Genomic DNA, 20,942 nt, shown 5'->3' on the forward strand with positions numbered 1-20,942 from the left:
GGGCGCGGCCGTTTTCGGGGCCAGGTTCGCCGCGCAGCGCGGCAGCGAACCTCCCCTCCGGTAGGAGCGGCCCATGGCCGCGAAGGCCGCGGGAGCGTCGGCGGGGCTGGCGGCGATTTCTGGCTTCGTCGCCGCGCCGGCCTTCGCCTGCATGGCACGCTCCTACGCAGCCGGGCGGCTCGGGCTTGCGCCTACGCCGCAAGAGCGTCCCATGGCCGCGAAGCCCGCGGGAACGTCGGGCGAGGTCGGCGATGATTCCGGGCCACCGCCACGTACCGATTCCCGGCGCATGGCTGCGCCGCCACGGCTCGATCTCTAGACTGTCCGCATGAGCAGCTCCTCCAACGCGGTCCTCACCCCTTGCACCGGCGTCTGCACGCTCGACGAGGCGGGCCTGTGCCTGGGGTGCTACCGCACCGGTACCGAGATCGCCCGCTGGCTGCAGATGGGCGAGCGCGAGCGCGCGTGGCTGATGGAAACCGTGCTGCCCGCGCGCGAAGCGCGGCGGACGTGAGCCCGCAGGTGTCCATCGCCGAGCTGGTGCCGGCGCTGCATCCGCTGGATGCGCCGCCGCTGGGCGAAGGCTGGAACCTGGACGAACTCGCCGACCTGCTGCCGCCGGCGGCCAGCCGCTTGCAGGCGGCGGTGCTGGTGGGCCTGGTGCAGCGGGACGACGGCCCGCGGGTGCTGCTGACCCGGCGCACCGAGGCGCTGCGCCAGCACGCCGGCCAGGTCAGCTTTCCCGGCGGCCGCATCGAGCCGGGCGATCGCGACGCCCTGGCCGCGGCGCTGCGCGAGGCGAACGAGGAGATCGGCCTGGCCGCAGCGCAGGCCGAGCCGCTCGGGTACCTGGATCCGATGCTCACCGTCAGCGGCTTCCGGGTGCTGCCGGCGGTGGCGCGGCTCGATCCCGGCTTCGTGGCGGTCCCGCACCCCGGCGAGGTGGCCGACGTGTTCGAAGTCGCGCTCTCGTACCTGCTGGCGCCGCACAGCCTCGAGCGGCTGGAGATCGACTACGCCGGGCGCCGCCGCCAGGTGTTGCAGTTCCGCAGCGACGCCAGGCTGGTCCCGCACCGGATCTGGGGCGCCACCGCCTCGATCCTGTTGAACCTGCGCGAGCGCCTGCGCGAGGCCGCGGAGGCGCGCGCATGAGCGCCTGGACCACCCTGGTGCAGGCCGAGGATCTGGCCGCGAGGCTGGGAGCGCCGGAGCTGGTGGTGGTCGACTGCCGGCACTCCCTGACCGATCCAGCGGCAGGCGTGGCCGCCTGGAGCGCGGGCCACGTCCACGGCGCCGCGCATGCCGACATGGACAGGGACCTGTCGGCGCCGCCGGCACCCGGCAGCGGCGCGGGCCGGCATCCCTGGCCCGCGGCCGCCGCGCTGCGCCAGCGGCTGGGCGCCTGGGGCGTCGGGCCGGGCTCGCAGGTCGTGGCCTACGACGCCGGCGATGGCGCCTTCGCCGCGCGGCTGTGGTTCCTGCTGCGCGCGCTCGGCCATGGCCCGGTCGCGGTGCTCGATGGCGGCTGGGCGCGCTGGTCCGCGCTCGGGCTGCCCTGCGAGGCTGCCGTGCCCGCATCGCCGGCCCCGGCCGAGTATCCCGCCGCTGAGTTCGACCGCGCGCGCCTGCTCGACGCTGCGCAGGTGCAGGCGCATCTCCGCCAGGGCGGATTGCTGCTCGACGCGCGCGCCGGCGAGCGCTTTCGCGGCCGGATCGAGCCGGTCGACCGCGTTGCCGGGCATGTCCCGGGGGCGAGGAATCGCCCGTATTCGGACAACTTGAGCGGCGGGCGCTTCAAGGCCCCGGCGCGGTTGCGCGAGGAGTTCGAGGCGCTGCTGTCCGGCCGTGCGCCGGAGCGGGCCGTCGCGATGTGCGGCTCCGGCGTCACCGCCTGCCATCACCTGCTGGCGATGGAACATGCCGGGCTGGAGGGTGCGCGGCTGTACACGGGATCGTGGAGCGGCTGGATCGACGATCCGGCGCGACCGGTGGCGACCGGAACGGAGTGAGCCGCCCGGCGCCGTCGCTCCGCGGTCGCCTCGACCGCCGGATGGCGTGTTCGTCGCGAACCGCAACGCCGCATCGTATCGACGGGTCTCGCTCGTTCCCGCGCCGGAGCGCGCAGCTGACAACGCCTGATGCTCCATCACGCGATTGCCGCAGCGGGATCGTCCGGTGTAAACATGCCGACCCCTGGTTGCGGAGCAGACGCGCATGGACCGGTACACCGGCGGATGCCTGTGCGGCGAGGTGAGGATCGAGGCGTCGGGGCGCCCCCATCGGGTCGGCCTTTGCCATTGCCTCGATTGTCGCAAGCACCATGGCGCGCTGTTCCACGCCTCCGCGATCTTCCCCGCAGACGCGGTGACGATCACCGGCGACACGCGCGCCTACGCGGGCCGCGCGTTCTGTCCCCGTTGCGGTTCCACGGTCTTCGGGCGGAGCGAGGACGAGGTCGAGATCAACCTGGGATCGCTGGATGCCCCGGACCAGCTGGTGCCGACCTACGAACTGTGGACGGTCCGGCGCGAGTCCTGGCTGCCGCCGTTCCCGCTCGCCAGGCGCTACGAGCGGGACCGGGATGCAACGGGCCGCACCGAGGCGTAGGGCGAGGAGGGCGCAGCTAGGCCTGCGCCAGCATCAGCACATAGCCGTCCGGATCTTCCAGCCTGAACTCGCCGCCCGGCATGTAGAACGGATACGTGATCTCCCCCGGCGAATGGCCGCACGCGATCAATGCGTCGCGCGTCCGCCCGATGTCGTCGAAGTACAGATAGAACAGGATCGCCTGCTGCGACGCGTCGACCGGCCCGTCGGCCAGGCCGACCATCAGCTCGGCCCTGCCGCTCTCCAGCCACGCCCAGACGGGCGCGGTTCGGCCATGCGGTACGACGGTGTTCTTCGCCTCGAAGCCGAGGTCCCGGTAGAACGCGATGCTGCGCTCCACGCTGGCCACGTGCGCGAAGGCGACGAGCGATCGCGTCTGGGCCGCCATGTCAGCCCTTGCCGATCCGTGCCAGCATCTCGCGCAGGGCCTGCTGGGTGTCCGGGTCGTGCCATTCGCGCAGGAAATGGTCCAGCTGCAGGCTCTCGTCGGTCAGCGCATCCACCAGGTCCTCGCGCGCCAGCCGGCGGGTCGCCAGCATCGGCTTGCGCGGCAGCCGCAGCAGCTCCTGCAGCCATGCGGCGGCGCGGGTCACCACTTCGTCGACGCCGGTGAGCTCGTCGACCAGGCCGATCGCGTGGGCGCGCGCGGCCGGCACCATCTCGCCCGCCACCAGCAGGCGTTCGGCCTGGCGCCGGCCCACGGTACGCCGCATCAGCCGCAGGATGCCGGGCGGGATGCCGATGCCGACCTGGGTCTCGTTGAGGCCGATCGCGAACGGGCCATCCGCCATCACCCGGTAGTCGCAGCACAGCGCCAGCACGCAGCCGCCCGCCGGCGCGTGGCCGCCGATGGCGGCCACCACCGGGACCGGGCAGGCGGCGAGCGCGCGTGCGGCGTCGAAGAAGGTGTTCCAGGCCTGGCGCAGTGCGGCCGCATCGGCCTGCACGGTGAGCAGGAACGGGACGTCGAGGCCGGCCGAAAACACCTTCGGGCCGCCCGACAGCACCAGGCCCTCGGCGCCGCCGTCGACCGCCGCGTCGATCGCGCTGCGCAGCTCGGCGCAGAGGTCCGGGTCGAGCGCGTTGACCGGTGCGCGCTCGAGGCGCAGTTCGACGATGTCGTGCTGGTGGTGGTGCTGGGCGATGTGCGGCATGGGCTCGGACCGGGATCGGGAGCCCGGGAGCTTACCGTCATGCGGCGGTGGGCGGGTTCCGCGGCGCGACAGGCAGCTCGCGCGGGAGCCGGGTCCGGCCTTCTCGGTACGGTGGCGGGGGGGAGCGCTGCGACCGGGGAGGTAGCTGGCGGTTACGCCCTGCCCGGGCGAGGGTCGGTGCCGCGGGCGGCCTGGCGCACCGCTTCGGGCAGCGGCGTGGGGCGGCCGCTGGCGCGCTCCACCCAGACCATCACCACGTGGCCGTCGGCGTAGAGGGTCGCGCCGTCATCGCCGGTGATGCGATGGGCGATGGTGATGCTGCTGTTGCCGAGCCGCTCGCACGCCAGTTCCACCACGATCGACGCCGGGTAGGGGATCGGGGTGCGGTAGTTGAGCTGCACCGCCGCCAGCAGCGGCGCTGCGGTTTCGGTCAGCCATTCCCCGTCGAGCGACTCGCACCAGCGGATCCGCGCCTCCTCCAGATAAGTGAGGAAGTTGGAATTGTTGACGTGCTCGAAGGCATCCAGGTCGCGCCAGCGCACTTCCAGCGGCATGCGGAACAGCGGGATGGGGGTGTGGTCGCTCATCTCGGTGAAAGCCTCTCGGACGGTAGGTGGGCAGAACCGCAGTGCAGATCCGCAGGAGCGTGCCATGCACGCGAAAGCCGGCGCGGTCGGCCGTATCGAGCATCACCGCCAACCCGGCCGGAGCCCGCCGCGGCCTTCGCGGCCATGGGCCGCTCCTACGCGGGGCGGGCGCTGCCGGCGACCTTGGCAGCGATGGCACCCCGGCACCTCCCGGGGCGTCAGCCGCGCGCGCGCTTGCCGGCGGGCTTGGCGGCCGCCTTCTTGCGCGCGGCGCGGGGTTTCTTGGGCTCCTGTTTCGCCGCCGGAGGCGCGGCATCGGCGGGTGCGGCGGGGACGCCGAGCATCTTCGCCAGGAACTGCCCGGTGTAGGAATGCGCCATGCCGGCCACGTCCTCCGGAGTGCCCTCGGCGATGATCCGCCCGCCGCGGTGGCCGCCCTCGGGGCCGAGGTCGACCACCCAGTCGGCGGTCTTGATCACGTCGAGATTGTGCTCGATCACCACCACGGTGTTGCCGTCGTCGCGCAGCTTGTGCAGTACCGCCAGCAGGTGCTCGATATCGTGGAAGTGCAGGCCGGTGGTGGGCTCGTCGAGAATGTACAGGGTGCGGCCGGTGTCGCGCCGCGACAGTTCCTTGGACAGCTTGACGCGCTGCGCCTCGCCGCCGGACAGGGTGGTCGCCGGCTGGCCGAGGCGGATGTAGCCGAGGCCCACGTCGAGCAGCGTCTCCAGCTTGCGGGCGATCGGCGGCACCGGCTGGAACAGCTCCAGGGCGTCCTCCACCGTCATCTCCAGCACGTCGTGGACGCTCTTGCCCTTGTAGAGGATCTCCAGCGTCTCGCGGTTGTAGCGCTTGCCGTGGCAGACGTCGCAGGGCACGTAGACGTCCGGCAGGAAGTGCATTTCCACCTTGATCAGGCCGTCGCCCTGGCAGGCCTCGCAGCGGCCCCCGCGCACGTTGAAACTGAAGCGGCCCGGGGAATAGCCGCGCGCGCGCGCCTCGGGCACCTGCGCGAACAGTTCGCGCAACGGCGTGAACAGGCCGGTATAGGTGGCCGGGTTGGAGCGCGGGGTGCGGCCGATCGGCGACTGGTCGATGTCGACGATCTTGTCGAACAGGTCCAGGCCCTGCACGTCGCGGTACGGCGAAGGCTTGTGCGAGGCGCCGTTGATCTCGTTGGCGGTGAGCTTGTACAGGGTGTCGTTGATCAGGGTCGACTTGCCCGAGCCGGATACCCCGGTGATCGCGGTGAACAGCCCGGCAGGGATGGTCAGGTCGACGTCCTGCAGGTTGTTGCCGGAGGCGCCGCGCAGCTTCAGCAGCATCTTGGCGTTGGCGCGGTTGCGCTTCGGCGGCACCTCGATGCGGCGCTTGCCGGACAGGTACTGCCCGGTCAGGGAACGCGGCGCCTCCAGGATGTCGGCGTAGTCGCCCTGGGCGACGACCTCGCCGCCGTGCACCCCCGCGCCGGGCCCGATGTCGACGATGTGGTCGGCCAGGCGGATCGCATCCTCGTCGTGCTCCACCACGATCACGGTATTGCCGAGGTCGCGCAGCCGGGTGAGCGTCTCCAGCAGGCGCTCGTTGTCGCGCTGGTGCAGGCCGATCGAAGGCTCGTCGAGCACGTACATCACCCCGACCAGGCCGGCGCCGATCTGCGAGGCCAGGCGGATGCGCTGCGCCTCGCCGCCGGAGAGCGTGTCGGCCTTGCGCTCCAGGGTGAGGTAGTCGAGGCCCACGTCGACCAGGAACTTCAGCCGCTCGCGGATCTCCTTGACGATCTTGCCGGCGATCTCGCCGCGCCAGCCGGGCAGCTGCATCTGGCCGAAGAACGCCAGCGCGTCGCCGATCGGCTGCACCACGATCTCCGGCAGCGGCCGCTCGGCCACGAACACGTTGCGCGCCGAGCGGTTGAGGCGGGCGCCGCCGCAGTCCGGGCAGGGGCGCTCGCTGATGTACTTGGAAAGTTCCTCGCGCACCGCCGAGGACTCGGTTTCCCGGTAGCGCCGCTCCAGGTTCGGCAGGATCCCTTCGAAACGGTGCTTGCGCTGGCTGCGGCTGCCGCCCTCGGTGATGTAGGTGAAGCTGATGGCCTGGTTGCCGCTGCCGTACAGCACCGCCTGGCGCGCGCTCTCGGACAGGTCCTGCCAGGGAGTGTCGACGTCGAACCGGTAGTGCTTGGCCAGCGACGCGATCAGCTGGAAGTAGTAGTGGTTGCGGCGGTCCCAGCCGCGCACCGCGCCGGCGGCGAGGCTGAGTTCGGGATGCACCACCACCCGGTCGGGATCGAAGAACTGGCTGACGCCCAGGCCGTCGCAGGACGGGCAGGCGCCGACCGGCGAGTTGAACGAGAACAGCCGCGGCTCGAGTTCCGGCAGGGCGTAGTCGCAGACCGGGCAGCTGTACTTGGAGGAGAACAGGTGCGCGTCGGCCTCCGGCGCGTCCAGCGAGCGCACCGAGGCCATGCCGTCGCCGAGCTTGAGTGCAGTCTCGAACGACTCGGCCAGGCGCTGCTTGATGTCCTCGCGCACCTTGAAACGGTCGATCACCGCTTCGATGGTGTGCTTCTGGCGCAGCGCCAGGGGCGGCACGGCGTCGATCTCGTGGATCTCGCCATCGACCCGGACCCGCACGTAGCCCTGCGCGCGCAGTTGCTCGAAGACCTGCGCATGCTCGCCCTTGCGCTCGCGCACCACCGGGGCCAGCAGCATCCAGCGCTGCTCGGGGTCGAAGGTCAGCACCTGGTCCACCATCTGGCTGACCGTCTGGGCCTCCAGCGGGTAGTGGTGATCCGGGCAGCGCGGCATGCCCACCCGCGCGTACAGCAGGCGCAGGTAGTCGTAGATCTCGGTGATGGTGCCGACGGTCGAGCGCGGGTTGTGCGAGGTAGATTTCTGCTCGATCGAGATCGCCGGCGACAGCCCCTCGATGTGGTCGATGTCGGGCTTCTCCATCACGCTGAGGAACTGGCGGGCGTAGGCCGACAGCGATTCCACGTAGCGGCGCTGCCCCTCCGCGTAGATGGTGTCGAAAGCCAGCGAGGACTTGCCCGAGCCGGACAGGCCGGTGATCACGATCAGCTTGTCGCGCGGCAGGTCGAGATCGATGTTCTTCAGGTTGTGGGTACGGGCACCGCGGATGCGGATGAAATCCATCGCCATCGGGGGGAGGTCCGGGTTGTCCGGGCGCCGTGGGCGGCCGGGCGGGGGAGGGGGAGGGGCGGCCAATCGAGCAGCCTACCGAGCGGCCGATATGGGGGCAAACCCGGCCACGGCAAGCCGCCGGCCAGCCTGCGGCGGGGTCGTCTCATCTCCTGCGACGGGCCCCGATGAACCGGGAGGGGGAGCGATCGGAGGGGCCGGGGGAGCAGCCGCGACGCACGCGGCTTCCGGCAGCCGCTCCCCCCCGGCGCTCCCCCCGGCGCTGCGCGTGGCCGCCGCCGCTCCCGCGGCCAGGTACCAAAAAGCGCCGGGTTGTTGACCCTAAGCTGCTGAAAGCCCTACAATTCCGCTTCTGTCCCGGCTCGATCCGGGCAGCGACCACAATAACTACAGAGGAAGTCTGGTCATGTACGCAGTCATCGTCACCGGCGGCAAGCAGTACCGCGTGATGGAAGGCGAAACGATTCGCGTCGAGAAGCTCGAGACCGAAGCCGGCAAGCAGATCAAGTTCGATCAGATCCTGATGCTGGGCGACGGCGAGGGCGTCAAGCTCGGCGACGCGCTCAAGGGCGCCACCGTTTCGGCCACCGTCAAGTCCCACGGCCGCGCCGACAAGGTGCGGATCATCAAGTTCCGCCGCCGCAAGCACCACATGAAGCGCATGGGGCACCGGCAGCACTACACCGAAATCGAGATCACCGGCATTTCCGGTGGCGAGAAGAACTGAGGAGACGCAGCCATGGCACACAAGAAGGGCGTAGGTTCGAGCCGCAACGGCCGCGATTCCAATCCGAAGTACCTGGGCGTGAAGATCTACGGCGGCCAGGCGATCGAGGCCGGCAACATCATCGTTCGCCAGCGCGGCACCCAGTTCCACCCGGGTTCCGGCGTCGGCCTGGGCCGTGATCACACGCTGTTCGCGCTGGTCGACGGCACCGTCGAGTTCGCCGTCAAGGGCGCCAAGAAGCGCCGCACGGTGAGCGTCGTCGCCGCTGCGAATTGATCCGCGCGTCGAACGCGAATCGATTCGCCGAAGAAGAGCCCCGCATTGGCGGGGCTTTTCTTTGGGCGTGATTGGTGATTCGGGATTGGTGATTCGAAAGAACCCGGATTCGCCACCCTTTCTCCGGTTTCCACCGGTCCCCGTTGGCCGCGGTTAGACTTGGTCGCTGGCGCCTCCTGCTCTTTCCAGTCACGAATCCCCGATTCCGAATCGCACCCCATGAAACTCGTAGACGAAGCCGAAATCACCGTGACCGCCGGCAACGGCGGCAACGGCTGCGTGGGGTTCCGCCGCGAGAAGTACATCCCGCTCGGCGGACCCGACGGCGGCGACGGCGGCGAGGGTGGCAGCGTCTGGCTGGAGGCGAACGAGAACCTCAACACCCTGGTCGACTTCCGCCACCAGAAGCGCTTCCAGGCGCAACGCGGCGAGAACGGCATGGGCCGGCAGATGTACGGCAAGGCCGGCGAGCCGCTGACCATCGTGGTCCCGGTCGGCACCGTGGTGATCAACGTCGCCACCGACGAGGTGATCGGCGACCTCACCGCGCATGGCCAGCGCGTGCTGGTGGCGCGCGGCGGCCGCGGTGGGCTCGGCAACATGCACTTCAAGAGCTCGGTCACCCGCGCCCCGCGCAAGGCCACGCCGGGCGAGGAGGGCGAGGAGCGGCTGCTGCGCCTGGAGCTGAAGCTGCTGGCCGACGTCGGCCTGCTGGGCTTTCCCAACGCCGGCAAGAGCACCCTGGTACGGGCGGTGTCGGCGGCGACGCCCAAGGTCGCGGACTATCCGTTCACCACCCTGTACCCCAACCTCGGCGTGGTCAGCACCGAGCCGCACCGCAGCTTCGTGATCGCCGACATCCCCGGGCTGATCGAGGGCGCGGCCGAGGGCGCCGGGCTCGGCGCGCTGTTCCTGCGCCACATCCAGCGCACCCGGCTTTTGCTGCACCTGGTCGAGATCCAGCCGCTCGACGGCAGCGATGCGGTGGATCAGGTGCGCGCGATCGAGCGCGAACTGGGCAGGTTCGACGCCGGCCTGCTCGACAAGCCGCGCTGGCTGCTGATCAACAAGGCCGACCTGCTGCCCGAAGCGGATGCGCGCGCCGAGGCGGAGCGGATCGTCGCCGCGCTGGGCTGGGAGCAGCCGTGGTTCCTGGTCTCGGGCCTGGCGCATGCCGGCACCCGCGAGGTGATGCTGAAGGTGCAGAGCTTCCTCGACCGCCTGGCGGAGGAAGCCGCGGAAGCGGCGGATGCCGAGGGGCCGTGAGGCCGAGGCGGGGAGGGTGGTTTCCGGGCGCGCCCTCACCACGTTTCCCTCTCCCATGAACGGCAGAGGAGCGGTCGAGCCATGCGGTCCGGCTTTTGGCGGCCGCGGGCGCTCGGCCCGAGCTGGTGTCCGGATGGTCCGGGGACGTCGGGCAACAAAAAACCCGGCCGGAGCCGGGTCTTTCGCGAGGGCCGGAAACGCGGCCTCAGGCGGCCTGCAGCGCCTTGATCCGCGCGGTCAGGCGGCTCTTGTGGCGGGCGGCCTTGTTGCGGTGGATCAGGCCGCGGGCGCTGAAGCGGTCGAGCAGCGGCTGGGCGGCCTGGAAGGCCTCCTGGGCGCCGGCGGCATCGTTGGCGTCGAGCGCCTTGAGCACCTTCTTGACGGCGGTGCGGAGCATCGAGCGCTGGCTGCCGTTGCGCTGGTTGCGCACGACGGTCTGCTTGGCGCGCTTCTTGGCGGACTTGATGTTGGCCACGGCGGGAATCCTGGAAACTGGGTGACGAATCTGGGGTGCCAGCGCCGGTTCGGGCAGGCGGCTGGACAAACGAGCCGGAAATTATGGGGGATTCAGTGATTCGGGTCAACAGCACCCACACCGGCGGAGGGGCGCGGTGAGCGCGCCGGACCCGGGCGCCGCCGCGCCGGAGCAAGCCGCCCGCGGCGGGCTGCTGCGCTCCACCGCGGTGTTCAGCGCGATGACCTTCCTGTCGCGGATCTCCGGGCTGGTCCGCGACCAGGTCTATGCCGGCGTGTTCGGCGCCGGGCCGGCGATGGATGCCTTCGTGGTCGCGTTCAGGATTCCCAACTTCATGCGCCGGCTCTCCGCCGAGGGTTCGTTCTCGATGGCGTTCGTGCCGGTGCTGGCCGAGTACCGGGAGAAACGCGATCACGCCGCGGTCAAGGAGCTGGTGGACCGGGTGGCCGGCACCCTGCTGGCGGCCCTGCTGGCGATCACCGCGCTGGCGGTACTGGCGGCGCCGTGGGTGGTCCGCCTGTTCGCGCCCGGGTTCGACGCCGCCGGCGGCCAGGGCGAGCTGGCCGCGGACATGCTGCGGATCACCTTCCCGTACCTGCTGTTCATCTCGCTGGCCTCGCTGGCCGGCGGCATCCTCAACAGCTACCGGCGCTTCGCGGTGCCGGCGGTCTCGCCGGTGCTGCTCAACCTGGCGATGATCGCCGCCGCGCTGGCGCTGGCGCCGCGGATGCAGGTGCCGGTGATGGCGCTGGCCTGGGGCGTGTTCGCCGCCGGCATCCTCCAGTTCGCCTTCCACCTGCCGTCGCTGGCCCGCCTGGGGCTGCTGCCGCGGCCGCGCTGGGGCGCCGCGCACCAGGGCGTACGGCGGATCATGCGGCTGATGGTGCCGACCCTGTTCGGGTCCTCGGTGGCGCAGCTCAACCTGCTGCTCAACACCGTGCTGGCCTCGTTCCTGATCGGCGGCAGCGTCACCTGGCTGTACTTCTCCGACCGGCTGATCGAGTTCCCGCTGGGCATGTTCGGGGTGGCCATCGGCACGGTGATCCTGCCGCACCTGTCGGGCCGCCACGCGGCCACCGATCCGGGCGGGTTCTCGCGGGCGCTCGACTGGGGCCTGCGGCTGTGCCTGCTGATCGCGGTGCCGGCCTGCCTCGGACTGATGCTCTGCGCCGAGGCGCTGGTGGCCACGCTGTTCCAGCACGGCCGCTTCACCGCCGAGGACACCCGGATGAGCAGCTGGAGCGTGATCGCCCTGGCCACGGCGCTGCCCGCGTTCCTGCTGGTCAAGGTGCTGGCGCCGGCGTTCTACGCGCGCCAGGACACCCGCACCCCCGTGAAGGCGGCGGTGGCGGCGGTCGCGATCAACGTGGTGCTGTCGCTGGGGCTGCTGGGCGCGCTGCTCTACCTGAGCGACGCCGGGGCGGCCGCGCGGGCGCTGACCGGCGACACCGGGCCGCGCGCGGCGCTGGCCGAGCTGCCCGGCGCACACGTGTGCCTGGCGCTGGCGATCGCGGCGGCCGGCTGGGCCAATGCGCTGCAGCTGTGGTGGTACCTGCGCCGGGCCGGGGTCTACGTGCGCCAGCCCGGCTGGGGCCGCTACGCGCTGCAGCTGCTGGTGGCCTGCGCGGGGATGGTGGCGGTGGTCGCGGCGCTGCTGTGGACATGGCGCGACTGGACCGCCTGGCACTGGAGCGAGCGGTTGTGGAAACTCCTGGCGACGGTGGGCAGCGGCGGGGCGACCTACCTGGTGCTGCTGTACCTGCAGGGACTGCGCCCGCGCCACCTGCGGCACTGAGCCGGGAATCGCCACCGCGGATGGCCTACGCGTCCCGCGGCCATCGCGGCCCATGGGCCGCTCCTACCGGGCCCCGCGGCAGGGCCGCTTCTCGTAGGAGCGTGCATCCACGCGAAGGCCCGCGCGGCCAGCCGAGCCCGGAATCGCGGCCGACCCGACCGGAGGCACCGGCGGCCTTCGCGGCCATGGGCCGCTCCTACAGGGGGCGGTCGCTCGTCGCCGGCTCCGGGTGGGGCGGCGGTCGGGGGGTTGCGTCTGGTCTTATACTGCCGGGCTTCATGTCCAGACTCTTTCGCGACGTCGATGGCGGGCCGGTGTGCCCCGGCGGCAGCGTGGTCTGCATCGGCGCGTTCGACGGCCTGCATCTGGGCCACCAGGCGCTGGTGCGGCACGCGGTGGCGCGGGCGCACGCGCTCGGCGTGCCGGCAGTCGCGCTGTCCTTCGAACCGTTGCCGCGCGAGTTCTTCGCGGCGGATGCGCCGCCGCCGCGGCTGATGCTGCCGCGGGCCAAGGTGCTGGGCCTGCGCGCGCTGGGCGTCGAAGTCGTCGGGCTGCTGCGCTTCGATCGCAGCACCGCCTCGATGTCCCCGGAAGCGTTCGCCGCCACGGTGCTGGCGGGCCGGCTGCGCGCGCGCGAGGTCTGGGTCGGGCCCGGGTTCCGCTTCGGCCACCGCCGCGCCGGCGACCTGGACACCCTGCACCGGAAGGGCGCGAAGCACGGCTTTCGCGCCGGTGAGATCGAGCCGCTGCGGCTGGACGGCGAACGGGTCTCCAGCACCCGGATCCGCGCGGCGCTGGCCGCCGGCGATTTCGCCGCCGCGACCCGGCTGCTCGGCCGTCCGTACGCCATCGCCGGCCACGTGGTGCCCGGGCGCAGGCTGGGCCGCACGCTCGGCTATCCGACCGCCAACCTGCGCTTCGGCGGCAAGGTGCCGGCGCTGCGCGGGATCTACGCCACCCGCGTCCACGGGATCGCCGAGACGCCGTGGCCCGCGGTGTCGAGCTTCGGGACCCGGCCCACCGTCGGCGGGGTCGAGCCGCTGCTCGAGGCGCACCTGTTCGACTTCGACGGCGACCTGTACGGTCGCCGCATCGGGATAGAGTTCGTGGCGCGGCTGCGCGACGAGGAAAAGTTCCACGACCTGCCGGCCCTGGTCGCGCAGATGGACCGCGACGCCGCGCAGGCGCGCCGGCTGCTGGTCGATGGCCGCGCAGCCGGCCCGACGGACGCGGATCTTCCCCACACCGCCGCACAACGACAGGCTTCCGCGTGAGCGCAGATTCCAGCAACAACCCCTACAAGGCGACGATCCTGCTGCCGGCCACGGACTTCCCGATGCGCGGAGACCTGCCGCGGCGCGAACCGGAGACGCTGGCGCGCTGGTACCAGGAGGACCTGTACGGGCGCATTCGCGAACAGGCGCGCGGCCGGCCGACCTGGGTGCTGCACGATGGTCCGCCGTACGCCAATGGCGTGATCCACATCGGCCACGCGGTCAACAAGGTGCTCAAGGACGTCATCGTCAAGTCGAAGCTGATGGCCGGCTACGACGCGCCCTATGTGCCGGGCTGGGACTGCCACGGCCTGCCGATCGAGCATGCGGTGGAGAAGAAGCACGGCAAGGTCGGCGAAAAACTCGACGCCGCCGCGTTCCGCGCCAAGTGCCGCGAGTACGCCGCCGAGCAGATCGAGCTGCAGCGCACCGACTTCAAGCGCCTGGGCGTGCTCGGCGACTGGGACAACCCCTACCGCACCATGACCTATCGCTACGAGGCGGACATGCTGCGGGCGCTGGCCCGCATCGTCGAGCGCGGCCACGTCAATCGCGGCTTCAAGCCGGTGCACTGGTGCTTCGATTGCCAGTCGGCGCTGGCGGAGGCGGAGATCGAGTACGCCGACCGGCAGTCGCCGGCGATCGACGTGGCCTACGCCGCGCTCGACCCGTCCGCGCTGGCGCACGCGTTCGGCGCCGCGATCGAAGCGGGCACCGCGGTGGCGGTGCCGATCTGGACCACCACCCCGTGGACGCTGCCGGCCTCGCTGGCGGTGTCGCTGGGCGCGGAACTGGACTACGTGCTGGTCGAGGGCCCGCGCCGCGACGGCGCCCGCCAGCTGCTGGTGCTGGCCGAGGCGCTGGCCGCCTCCGCACTGCAGCGCTACGGCGTCGGCGAGACGGTCGTGCTCGGCCGTGCCCGCGGCAGTGCCCTGGAGGGCCTGGAACTGCGCCACCCGTTCTATGCGCAGCGCACCATCCCGCTGATCCTCGGCGAGCACGTGTCCGACGAGGACGGCACCGGAGCGGTGCACACCGCGCCCGGGCACGGCCAGGAGGACTTCGCGGTCGGCCGGCGCTACGGCATCAACGAGCGCTACGGCGCAGCCGAACTCAACCCGGTGGACGCGCGCGGCGCGTACCTGCCGTCGACCCCGCCCGCGGGCGACACCGTGCTGGCCGGCGTGCACATCTGGAAGGCCAACCCGCTGCTGGTCGAGGTGCTGCGCGGCAACGGCAGCCTGCTGGCGCACGCGCCGCTGCAGCACAGCTACCCGCACTGCTGGCGCCACAAGACCCCGGTGGCGTTTCGCGCCACCCCGCAGTGGTTCATCTCCATGGAGCAGGCCGGCCTGCGCCGCGACGCGCTGGCGGCGATCGAACAGGTGCAATGGTTCCCCGAGTGGGGCCGGGCGCGCATCGCCGGCATGGTCGAGGGGCGCCCGGACTGGACCATCTCGCGCCAGCGCTACTGGGGCGTGCCGATCGCGCTGTTCGTCGACCGGGAAACCAACGAGCCGCACCCCGATTCGCCGGCGCTGATGCGCCGCGTTGCCGAGCGCGTCGAGCGCGAGGGCGTGGACGCCTGGTACGCGCTGGAGCCGGCCGAGCTGCTCGGCGCCGCGCAAGCCGCGCGCTACGACAAGGTCAACGACATCCTCGACGTCTGGTTCGATTCCGGCGTCACCCACGCCTGCGTGCTGGAGCAGCGGCCGGAAGACGGGCTGCACAAGCCGGCCGAGCTGTACCTGGAGGGCTCCGACCAGCACCGCGGCTGGTTCCAGTCCTCGCTGCTGACCGGCGTGGCGATGGACGGCGCGGCGCCCTACCGGCAGGTGCTGACCCACGGCTTCGCGGTCGACGCCGACGGCCGCAAGATGTCCAAGTCGCTGGGCAACGTGATCGCGCCGCAGAAGGTCGTGGACGCGATGGGCGCCGACGTGCTGCGGCTGTGGATCGCCGCCGCCGACTACCGCAACGAGATGTCGGTCTCCGACGAGATCCTCAAGCGCAGCGCCGACGCCTATCGCCGCATCCGCAACACAGCGCGCTTCCTGCTCGGCAACCTCAACGGGTTCGACCCCGCCGTTCACCTGCGCCCGGTCGACGACATGGTGATGCTGGACCGCTGGATCGTGCACCGCGCCCATGCCCTGCAGCAGAAGATCGTCGCCGCCTGCGGGCGCTACGACTTTCCCGAGATCGTCCAGGCGCTGTCGAACTTCTGCAGCGTCGACCTGGGGTCGCTGTACCTGGACGTCACCAAGGACCGGCTGTACACCATGCCGGAGGATTCGCGCGGGCGGCGCAGCGCGCAGAGCGCGATGTACCGGGTGGCCGAGGCCTTCGTGCGCTGGATCGCGCCGATCCTGTCGTTCACCGCGGACGAGATGTGGCGTCACCTGCCGGCGGCCACCGCCGAGGGGCCGCGGCCGGACAACGTGCTGTTCGCCACCTGGTACGAGGGCCTGGCGCCGCTGCCCGCGGACGCGCCGCTCTCGGCGGACGACTTCGACGGCCTGCTGGCGCTGCGCGAGCGGGTCGCCAAGGTGCTCGAGCCGATGCGCGCCAGCGGCGCGATCGGGGCGGCGCTGGATGCCGAGATCACCCTGCGCTGCGGTCCGGGCCAGCAGGCCCGGCTGGCGCCGCTGGCCGAAGAGCTGCGGTTCCTGCTGATCAGCGGCGACGTCGCGATCGAGGCCGATGCCGACGCCGGCGAGGTCGGCATCCTCGCCACCCCGACCGCCAAGACCAAGTGCGTGCGCTGCTGGCAGCGCCGTGCGGACGTCGGCACCCACCCCGCGCACCCGCAGCTGTGCGGCCGCTGCGTGTCCAACATCGAAGGCCCTGGCGAGGATCGGCAATGGTTCTGAACGGCGGCGATCTGCGATGACGACCAAGCCCCTGTCCCCCGAGGTTCCCAACGCGCTGCCCTGGCTGCTGGTCTCGGTGCTGGTGATCGCACTGGACCAGCTCAGCAAATGGTGGGTGCTGACCAGCCTGCCCGAGTACACCGCGATCCCGGTGATCGAGGGCTTCTGGAACTGGTACCGCACCTACAATACCGGCGCCGCCTTCAGCTTCCTGGCCGATGCCGGCGGCTGGCAGAAGTGGTTCTTCACCGTGCTGGCGTTCGGCATCAGCGGCCTGCTGGCGTGGTGGCTGGCGCGCACCCCGCGCCGGGACTGGAGGACCGCGCTGCCGTTCGCGCTGGTGATCGGTGGCGCGATCGGCAACGTCATCGACCGCCAGCTGCACGGCCACGTGGTCGACTTCATCCAGTGGCACTGGCGCGACCACTACTGGCCGGCGTTCAACCTGGCCGACTCGGCGATCGTCGGCGGCGCCATCGGCATCGCCCTGTTCGGGCTGCTCGGCGGCGGGGGCACCCGGCGTGACGGCGAACCCGGCGGCACGCGGTGACGCGGCGCGCCGCCGGGGCTTAACGAATGAGATTCGTTTGCACATGAGACTGTCTCGCATTTAGAATGGGCGGCCACGCGCCGGCCGGACCGGCGCCGATCCCCTTCGAGACCGCCGACCCATGCCCCAGCCTTGCCCGGCACCCGCCCCGCGTCGCCACCGCCTGTCCGTTTGCTGCGCGCTCGCGCTCGCCGCCTGGATGCCCCTGTCGCTGGCCGCCGCCGACGACGCGGCGGCCAGCGCGGAGCTGGCGCTCGCCGATCCGGTCGACCTGGACCGGGTCGAGGTCCAAGGCACCCGCCAGGCGGGCTATGCGGCGCCGCCGACCAGCGCCGGCACCGGCCTGTCCCTGACCCCGCGTGAAACCCCGCAGTCGGTCAGCGTGCTGACCCGCGACCAGCTCGACGACTTCGGGCTGGACAACCTCAACGACGCGCTGGAATCGACCACCGGCATCGTCGTCGAACGGGTCGAGACCAGCCGCACCTACTACACCGCGCGCGGGTTCGACATCACCAACTTCCAGTTCGACGGGCTCGGCGTGCCGCTGCCCTACGGGATCCAGAACGGCGACATCGACACCGCCGTGTTCGACCGCATCGAGGTGCTGCGCGGCGCCAACGGCCTGATGTCCGGCACCGGCAACCCCTCTGCCACGATCAACTTCGTGCGCAAGCGCCCGAGCGGGGAGTTCGAGGCCGCGCTGCAGGCCACCTATGGCAGCTGGGACCGCAAGCGTGTGGATGCGGACCTGTCCGGCCCGCTCGGCAGCGGTGCGGTGCGCGGGCGCGTGGTGGGCGCCTACGAAGACGGCGAGAGCTGGCTCGACCGCTACGCGCTCGAGAAGTCCGTCGTGTACGGGGTGGTCGAGGCCGACCTGGGCGAGAACACCCTGCTCAGCGCCGGCGTCTCGCGCCAGGCCAACGGTGCCGACAGCCCGCTGTGGGGCGCGCTGCCGTTGTACTACAGCGACGGGACGCCGACCGACTACCGCCGCGGCACCAGCACCGCGGCGGACTGGTCGTACTGGGATACGCGCGACACGCGCGCGTTCGCCGGTATCAGCCACGCCTTCGGCAACGGCTGGACGCTGCGCGGCGAGGTCAACCATCACGAGAAGACCGAGGACGCGGAGATCTTCTATGTCTACGGCGTGCCCGACCGCGAGACCGGACTCGGCCTGTTCTCGTACCCGTCGGCCTACGACGTCACCGTGCGCGCGCTGCACGCCGACCTGCGCGCCAGCGGCCGGTTCGAGCTGGGCGGCCGTTCCCACGACCTGGTCGTCGGCGCCAGCTGGGCCGACAGCGACGTGCGCGAACTGTCCTGGTACGGCAACGACATCGGCACCCCGCTGCCGCCGCTCGAGCAGTTCGACGGCAGCTACCCGAAACCGGCGTTCGACGCGTTTTCCGACGGCTCCGACTTCGATTTCCGTCGCGACAGTCTCTACGTCAACGCGCGCTGGAACCTGGCCGACGCGTTCCGGCTCACCACCGGCGCCAACCGCTCGCAGGTGCGGATGGCCGGCACCGGGTACGGCACTCCCAAGGCGACCGACGCGTCGAAGACCACGCCCTTCGTCGGCGCGGTCTGGGACTTCGCCCCGGCCTACTCGCTATACGCCGCGTACGGCGGGATCTTCGCGCAGCAGACCGAGCTCGACGCCAGCGGCACGCCGCTGGACCCGATCGAGGGCCGCAACGTCGAGGCCGGGATCAAGGGCGAATGGTTCGACGGACGGCTGAACGCCTCGGCGGCCGCGTTCCGCGTGCGCCAGGACAACCTGGCGCTGGCGATCGGTTTCGATCCGGACACCGGCCGCTCGATCTACGAGGGAGAGGACGCGCGCTCCGAAGGCTTCGAGCTGGAGGTGGCCGGCGAACTCGGCCGGACCTGGTCGCTGTCGGCGGGGTTCACCAGGCTCGAGGTCGAGGACCGCGACGGCAACGAGGCGCGCACTTACGTACCGCGCTCGATGCTGCGCGCGTCGGCGGTCGCGCGGATCGCGGCGGTGCCGGGCCTGCGCCTGGGCGGTTCGGTGCGCTGGCAGGACGACATCCACCGCGAGGCGCTGCTGGCCGACGGCAGCGCGACCGAGATCCGCCAGGACAGCTACGCGGTCCTCGGCCTGATGGCCGGCTACCGCACCGGCAACGGCTGGGAGGCGACCCTCAACCTGGACAACCTGACCGACGAGAAGTACCTCGGCAGCCTCTACTGGGAGCAGGGCTACTATGCGGCACCGGCCAATGCCTCGCTGACCATCGGCTACCGCTTCTGAAGGATGCGCGCCCGGGGCCATGGCCGCGGCCGGGCACGAACAGGAAACCGATCCGATGACGACCCAGGTCCTGACCCAGGCATCGAACAAGCGCCGCGCCGGCGGCTGGCGCCACGCCGTCGAAGTGCTGGTGCGCACCCTGGCCGCCGCGTTCGGCGGCTACCTGCTCGCGCACGCCTTCTCGGCGCTGGCCGCGTCGGTGCTCCCGTTCGCGCGGCCCGACCGGGTGGTCGCCGGCGCGCTGCTGGCGTTCCCGGTGTGGTGCGCGGCGGCGGTGTACGCGTTCGGCGCGCGCGACTGGAAGCGCGCGGCGGGCATCCCGCTACTGCTGGCGCTGGCGATGCTGGGCCTGGCGGCGCTGCTGGCCGAACAGGCGCTGCGGCCATGACCGCGGTTCGGGGGAGGGCAGGGGCATGAAGCACTCGCTGCGCCAGTCGATGGCCTGGCTGCACACCTGGTCCGGGCTGCTCGCCGGCTGGCTGCTGTTCGTGATCTTCGTCGGCGGCACCATCGCCTGCTTCGACCGCGAACTGGACGACTGGGCGCGGCCGTCGCTGCACGACCTCGCCGGTCCGCAGCCGACCCGGTTCGATGCAGGCTTCGCGCGGGTGCGCGAACACGCCCCCGATGCGCACGTGTGGTGGGCGCACGTGTCCGGCGAGCGCAAGCGCGGCATGGAGGCGTTCTGGTTCAACGACGACGGCAGCGAGGGCCAGGTGTTGCTCGACCCGCGCGACGGCGAGCCGATTCCGGCATCCGGCCCGGGCCAGTTCTTCTTCCAGCTGCACTACGACCTGCACGCGGGCCTGTGGGGCATGTATCTGGTCGGCTTCACCGGGATGCTGATGATGGTCGCGCTGGTCGCCGGGGTGATCACCCACAAGAAGATCTTCAAGGACTTCTTCATGCTGCGCTGGCGTGGCGGTGGCCAGCGCGCCTGGCTCGACGGCCACAACCTCGCCGGCGTGCTGGGCCTGCCGTTCCACCTGATGATCGCCTACACCGGCGTTGCGATCTTCGCCGCCAGCTACATCTTCGGCGGCACCCAGGCCGCGTACGGCGGCGACGTCGAGAAGTTCTACGCCGAGGCCGGCGGCTTCTACGAGCGGCCGGAGGTCGGCCGGCCGCTGCCGTCGCTGCACTCGGTCGACGCGCTGGTCGCCGACGCCGAGCGGCGCATGGGCGCACGGGTGGAGTGGGCGTCGATCCACCACCCGGCCGACGCCAGCGCCATGATCTCGTTCGGCACCGACCATTCGCGCCGCATCGCCTGGGACATGCAGCAGGTGCACTACGACGCCGCGACCGGCGCGTTCGTGCACCAGTCCGCGCCGGCGACCGCCGGCTACGACACCTACGCCTTCCTCGGCGGCCTGCACATGGCGCAGTTCGGCGGTGCGCCGCTGCGCTGGCTGTACTTCGTGCTCGGCCTGGCGGGGTGCGTGATGCTCGCCACCGGGATGCAGGTCTGGGTGCGCAAGCGCGAGCAGCGCGTGGCCGCGGCCGGTGCGCTCAGCGGCTACGGGCTGGTGCGCGCGCTGAACGTCGGCGTGGTCGCCGGGATGCCGTTCGCCTGTGCGGCGATGCTGGTCGCGAACCGGCTGCTGCCGGCGGGGCTGCCGGACCGCGCCGGTGCCGAGGTCGCCGCGTTCTGGATCGCCTGGATCGCGGCCGCGGCCTGGGGCGCGATCCGCGAACGTTCGGGGCGCGGCTGGCGCGACCTGTTCGCCGCGACCGCGCTGGCGATGGCGGCGATTCCGGTGGCCAACCTGGCTGGCGCGCCGCGCAGCCATTTGTTCGCGAGCGCCGCACGCGGCGACTGGGCGCTGGCCGCCGTCGACCTGGTGGCGATCGGCTTCGCGCTGGCGTTCGCGGCGATCGCCGCGCGCCTGCATCGGCGTCTGGCGCCGGCG

17 protein-coding genes and 1 pseudogene are annotated in these 20,942 nt (G+C 71.5%); 13 read left to right on the top strand and 5 right to left on the bottom strand.

Translation table 11 applies throughout. The annotated features are described in order from the left end of the window. The first annotated feature begins 328 nt into the window (after window positions 1-328). The 3 genes and pseudogenes from QFW77_RS14335 (at window position 329) to QFW77_RS14345 (ending at window position 2,607) form a co-directional block, all read left to right on the top strand. Window positions 329-1,152, top strand: a pseudogene (locus tag QFW77_RS14335) (NUDIX hydrolase). After that, the gene (locus QFW77_RS14340) at window positions 1,149-2,009 is read left to right on the top strand and encodes a sulfurtransferase (protein WP_280575453.1); all 861 of its coding nucleotides are present in this window, start codon (window positions 1,149-1,151) and stop codon (window positions 2,007-2,009) included. The pseudogene QFW77_RS14335 and the gene QFW77_RS14340 overlap by 4 nt, the downstream one beginning before the upstream one ends. Before the next feature lie 205 nt (window positions 2,010-2,214). Beyond that, a complete protein-coding gene (locus QFW77_RS14345; protein WP_280575454.1) occupies window positions 2,215-2,607 on the top strand; it encodes a GFA family protein in 393 nt (130 codons plus the stop codon). A gap of 16 nt (window positions 2,608-2,623) precedes the next feature. On the opposite strand, the gene QFW77_RS14350 is transcribed toward QFW77_RS14345, so the two are convergent. The 4 genes from QFW77_RS14350 to uvrA all read right to left on the bottom strand — a co-directional run bounded on the left by QFW77_RS14350 (window position 2,624) and on the right by uvrA (window position 7,509). Continuing rightward, window positions 2,624-2,995 (bottom strand): VOC family protein, encoded by a 372-nt coding sequence (locus tag QFW77_RS14350; RefSeq protein WP_280575455.1) that lies wholly within the window; start codon window positions 2,993-2,995, stop codon window positions 2,624-2,626. Between the two features lies 1 nt (window position 2,996). Beyond that, window positions 2,997-3,761 (bottom strand): enoyl-CoA hydratase/isomerase family protein, encoded by a 765-nt coding sequence (locus tag QFW77_RS14355; protein WP_280575456.1) that lies wholly within the window; start codon window positions 3,759-3,761, stop codon window positions 2,997-2,999. A gap of 152 nt (window positions 3,762-3,913) precedes the next feature. Beyond that, entirely contained in the window at window positions 3,914-4,348 is a 435-nt protein-coding gene (locus QFW77_RS14360) for an acyl-CoA thioesterase (protein ID WP_280575457.1), read from the bottom strand. Between the two features lie 218 nt (window positions 4,349-4,566). Beyond that, window positions 4,567-7,509 carry an excinuclease ABC subunit UvrA gene (gene uvrA, locus QFW77_RS14365; RefSeq protein WP_280575458.1) on the bottom strand — a complete coding sequence of 981 codons (2,943 nt, stop codon included), beginning with the start codon at window positions 7,507-7,509 and terminating at the stop codon, window positions 4,567-4,569. A gap of 406 nt (window positions 7,510-7,915) precedes the next feature. Between uvrA and rplU the strand changes: the two genes are divergently transcribed. The 3 genes from rplU to cgtA all read left to right on the top strand — a co-directional run bounded on the left by rplU (window position 7,916) and on the right by cgtA (window position 9,778). Continuing rightward, window positions 7,916-8,236 carry a 50S ribosomal protein L21 gene (gene rplU, locus QFW77_RS14370; protein ID WP_280575459.1) on the top strand — a complete coding sequence of 107 codons (321 nt, stop codon included), beginning with the start codon at window positions 7,916-7,918 and terminating at the stop codon, window positions 8,234-8,236. 12 nt (window positions 8,237-8,248) lie between these two features. After that, window positions 8,249-8,512 (top strand): 50S ribosomal protein L27, encoded by a 264-nt coding sequence (gene rpmA, locus QFW77_RS14375; protein WP_280575460.1) that lies wholly within the window; start codon window positions 8,249-8,251, stop codon window positions 8,510-8,512. Window positions 8,513-8,731: 219 nt separating this feature from the next. Continuing rightward, window positions 8,732-9,778 carry an Obg family GTPase CgtA gene (cgtA, locus tag QFW77_RS14380; RefSeq protein WP_280575461.1) on the top strand — a complete coding sequence of 349 codons (1,047 nt, stop codon included), beginning with the start codon at window positions 8,732-8,734 and terminating at the stop codon, window positions 9,776-9,778. Window positions 9,779-9,983: 205 nt separating this feature from the next. On the opposite strand, the gene rpsT is transcribed toward cgtA, so the two are convergent. Beyond that, window positions 9,984-10,253: a 30S ribosomal protein S20 gene (gene rpsT, locus QFW77_RS14385; RefSeq protein ID WP_280575462.1), complete on the bottom strand. Its 270-nt coding sequence runs from the start codon at window positions 10,251-10,253 to the stop codon at window positions 9,984-9,986. A gap of 136 nt (window positions 10,254-10,389) precedes the next feature. On the opposite strand from rpsT, the gene murJ reads away from it, so the two are divergent. The 7 genes from murJ to QFW77_RS14420 all read left to right on the top strand — a co-directional run. Beyond that, on the top strand, window positions 10,390-12,048 hold the full coding sequence (gene murJ / locus QFW77_RS14390; RefSeq protein ID WP_425603342.1) for a murein biosynthesis integral membrane protein MurJ: 1,659 nt from the start codon (window positions 10,390-10,392) through the stop codon (window positions 12,046-12,048). Window positions 12,049-12,326: 278 nt separating this feature from the next. Then, window positions 12,327-13,322 carry a bifunctional riboflavin kinase/FAD synthetase gene (locus QFW77_RS14395; RefSeq protein ID WP_280575463.1) on the top strand — a complete coding sequence of 332 codons (996 nt, stop codon included), beginning with the start codon at window positions 12,327-12,329 and terminating at the stop codon, window positions 13,320-13,322. A gap of 62 nt (window positions 13,323-13,384) precedes the next feature. After that, complete coding sequence (gene ileS, locus QFW77_RS14400; RefSeq protein ID WP_280575603.1) at window positions 13,385-16,195, top strand: isoleucine--tRNA ligase; 2,811 nt, start codon at window positions 13,385-13,387, stop codon at window positions 16,193-16,195. 16 nt (window positions 16,196-16,211) lie between these two features. Next, a complete protein-coding gene (gene lspA, locus QFW77_RS14405; RefSeq protein ID WP_280575464.1) occupies window positions 16,212-16,745 on the top strand; it encodes a signal peptidase II in 534 nt (177 codons plus the stop codon). A gap of 199 nt (window positions 16,746-16,944) precedes the next feature. Next, a complete protein-coding gene (locus tag QFW77_RS14410) occupies window positions 16,945-19,029 on the top strand; it encodes a TonB-dependent siderophore receptor (RefSeq protein ID WP_280575465.1) in 2,085 nt (694 codons plus the stop codon). Between the two features lie 55 nt (window positions 19,030-19,084). After that, window positions 19,085-19,417, top strand: coding sequence for a DUF3649 domain-containing protein (locus QFW77_RS14415; protein ID WP_280575466.1), 333 nt, complete (start codon window positions 19,085-19,087; stop codon window positions 19,415-19,417). Between the two features lie 25 nt (window positions 19,418-19,442). Next, window positions 19,443-20,942: PepSY-associated TM helix domain-containing protein (locus tag QFW77_RS14420; protein WP_280575467.1), on the top strand; the 1,500-nt coding region annotated here is incomplete at its 3' end.

Source organism: Luteimonas endophytica, assembly GCF_029887875.1.
GTDB lineage: Bacteria > Pseudomonadota > Gammaproteobacteria > Xanthomonadales > Xanthomonadaceae > Luteimonas > Luteimonas endophytica.

Bases quoted from the DNA above. Each gene is read 5' to 3' on its own strand.
- lspA (WP_280575464.1), top strand. From the start codon at position 16,212: ATGACGACCAAGCCCCTGTCCCCCGAGGTTCCCAACGCGCTGCCCTGG.
- QFW77_RS14395 (WP_280575463.1), top strand. From the start codon at position 12,327: ATGTCCAGACTCTTTCGCGACGTCGATGGCGGGCCGGTGTGCCCCGGC.
- QFW77_RS14350 (WP_280575455.1), bottom strand. From the start codon at position 2,995: ATGGCGGCCCAGACGCGATCGCTCGTCGCCTTCGCGCACGTGGCCAGC.
- QFW77_RS14345 (WP_280575454.1), top strand. From the start codon at position 2,215: ATGGACCGGTACACCGGCGGATGCCTGTGCGGCGAGGTGAGGATCGAG.
- ileS (WP_280575603.1), top strand. From the start codon at position 13,385: ATGCGCGGAGACCTGCCGCGGCGCGAACCGGAGACGCTGGCGCGCTGG.
- QFW77_RS14355 (WP_280575456.1), bottom strand. From the start codon at position 3,761: ATGCCGCACATCGCCCAGCACCACCACCAGCACGACATCGTCGAACTG.
- QFW77_RS14415 (WP_280575466.1), top strand. From the start codon at position 19,085: ATGACGACCCAGGTCCTGACCCAGGCATCGAACAAGCGCCGCGCCGGC.
- QFW77_RS14410 (WP_280575465.1), top strand. From the start codon at position 16,945: ATGCCCCTGTCGCTGGCCGCCGCCGACGACGCGGCGGCCAGCGCGGAG.
- cgtA (WP_280575461.1), top strand. From the start codon at position 8,732: ATGAAACTCGTAGACGAAGCCGAAATCACCGTGACCGCCGGCAACGGC.
- QFW77_RS14340 (WP_280575453.1), top strand. From the start codon at position 1,149: ATGAGCGCCTGGACCACCCTGGTGCAGGCCGAGGATCTGGCCGCGAGG.
- QFW77_RS14360 (WP_280575457.1), bottom strand. From the start codon at position 4,348: ATGAGCGACCACACCCCCATCCCGCTGTTCCGCATGCCGCTGGAAGTG.
- uvrA (WP_280575458.1), bottom strand. From the start codon at position 7,509: ATGGCGATGGATTTCATCCGCATCCGCGGTGCCCGTACCCACAACCTG.
- rpmA (WP_280575460.1), top strand. From the start codon at position 8,249: ATGGCACACAAGAAGGGCGTAGGTTCGAGCCGCAACGGCCGCGATTCC.
- rplU (WP_280575459.1), top strand. From the start codon at position 7,916: ATGTACGCAGTCATCGTCACCGGCGGCAAGCAGTACCGCGTGATGGAA.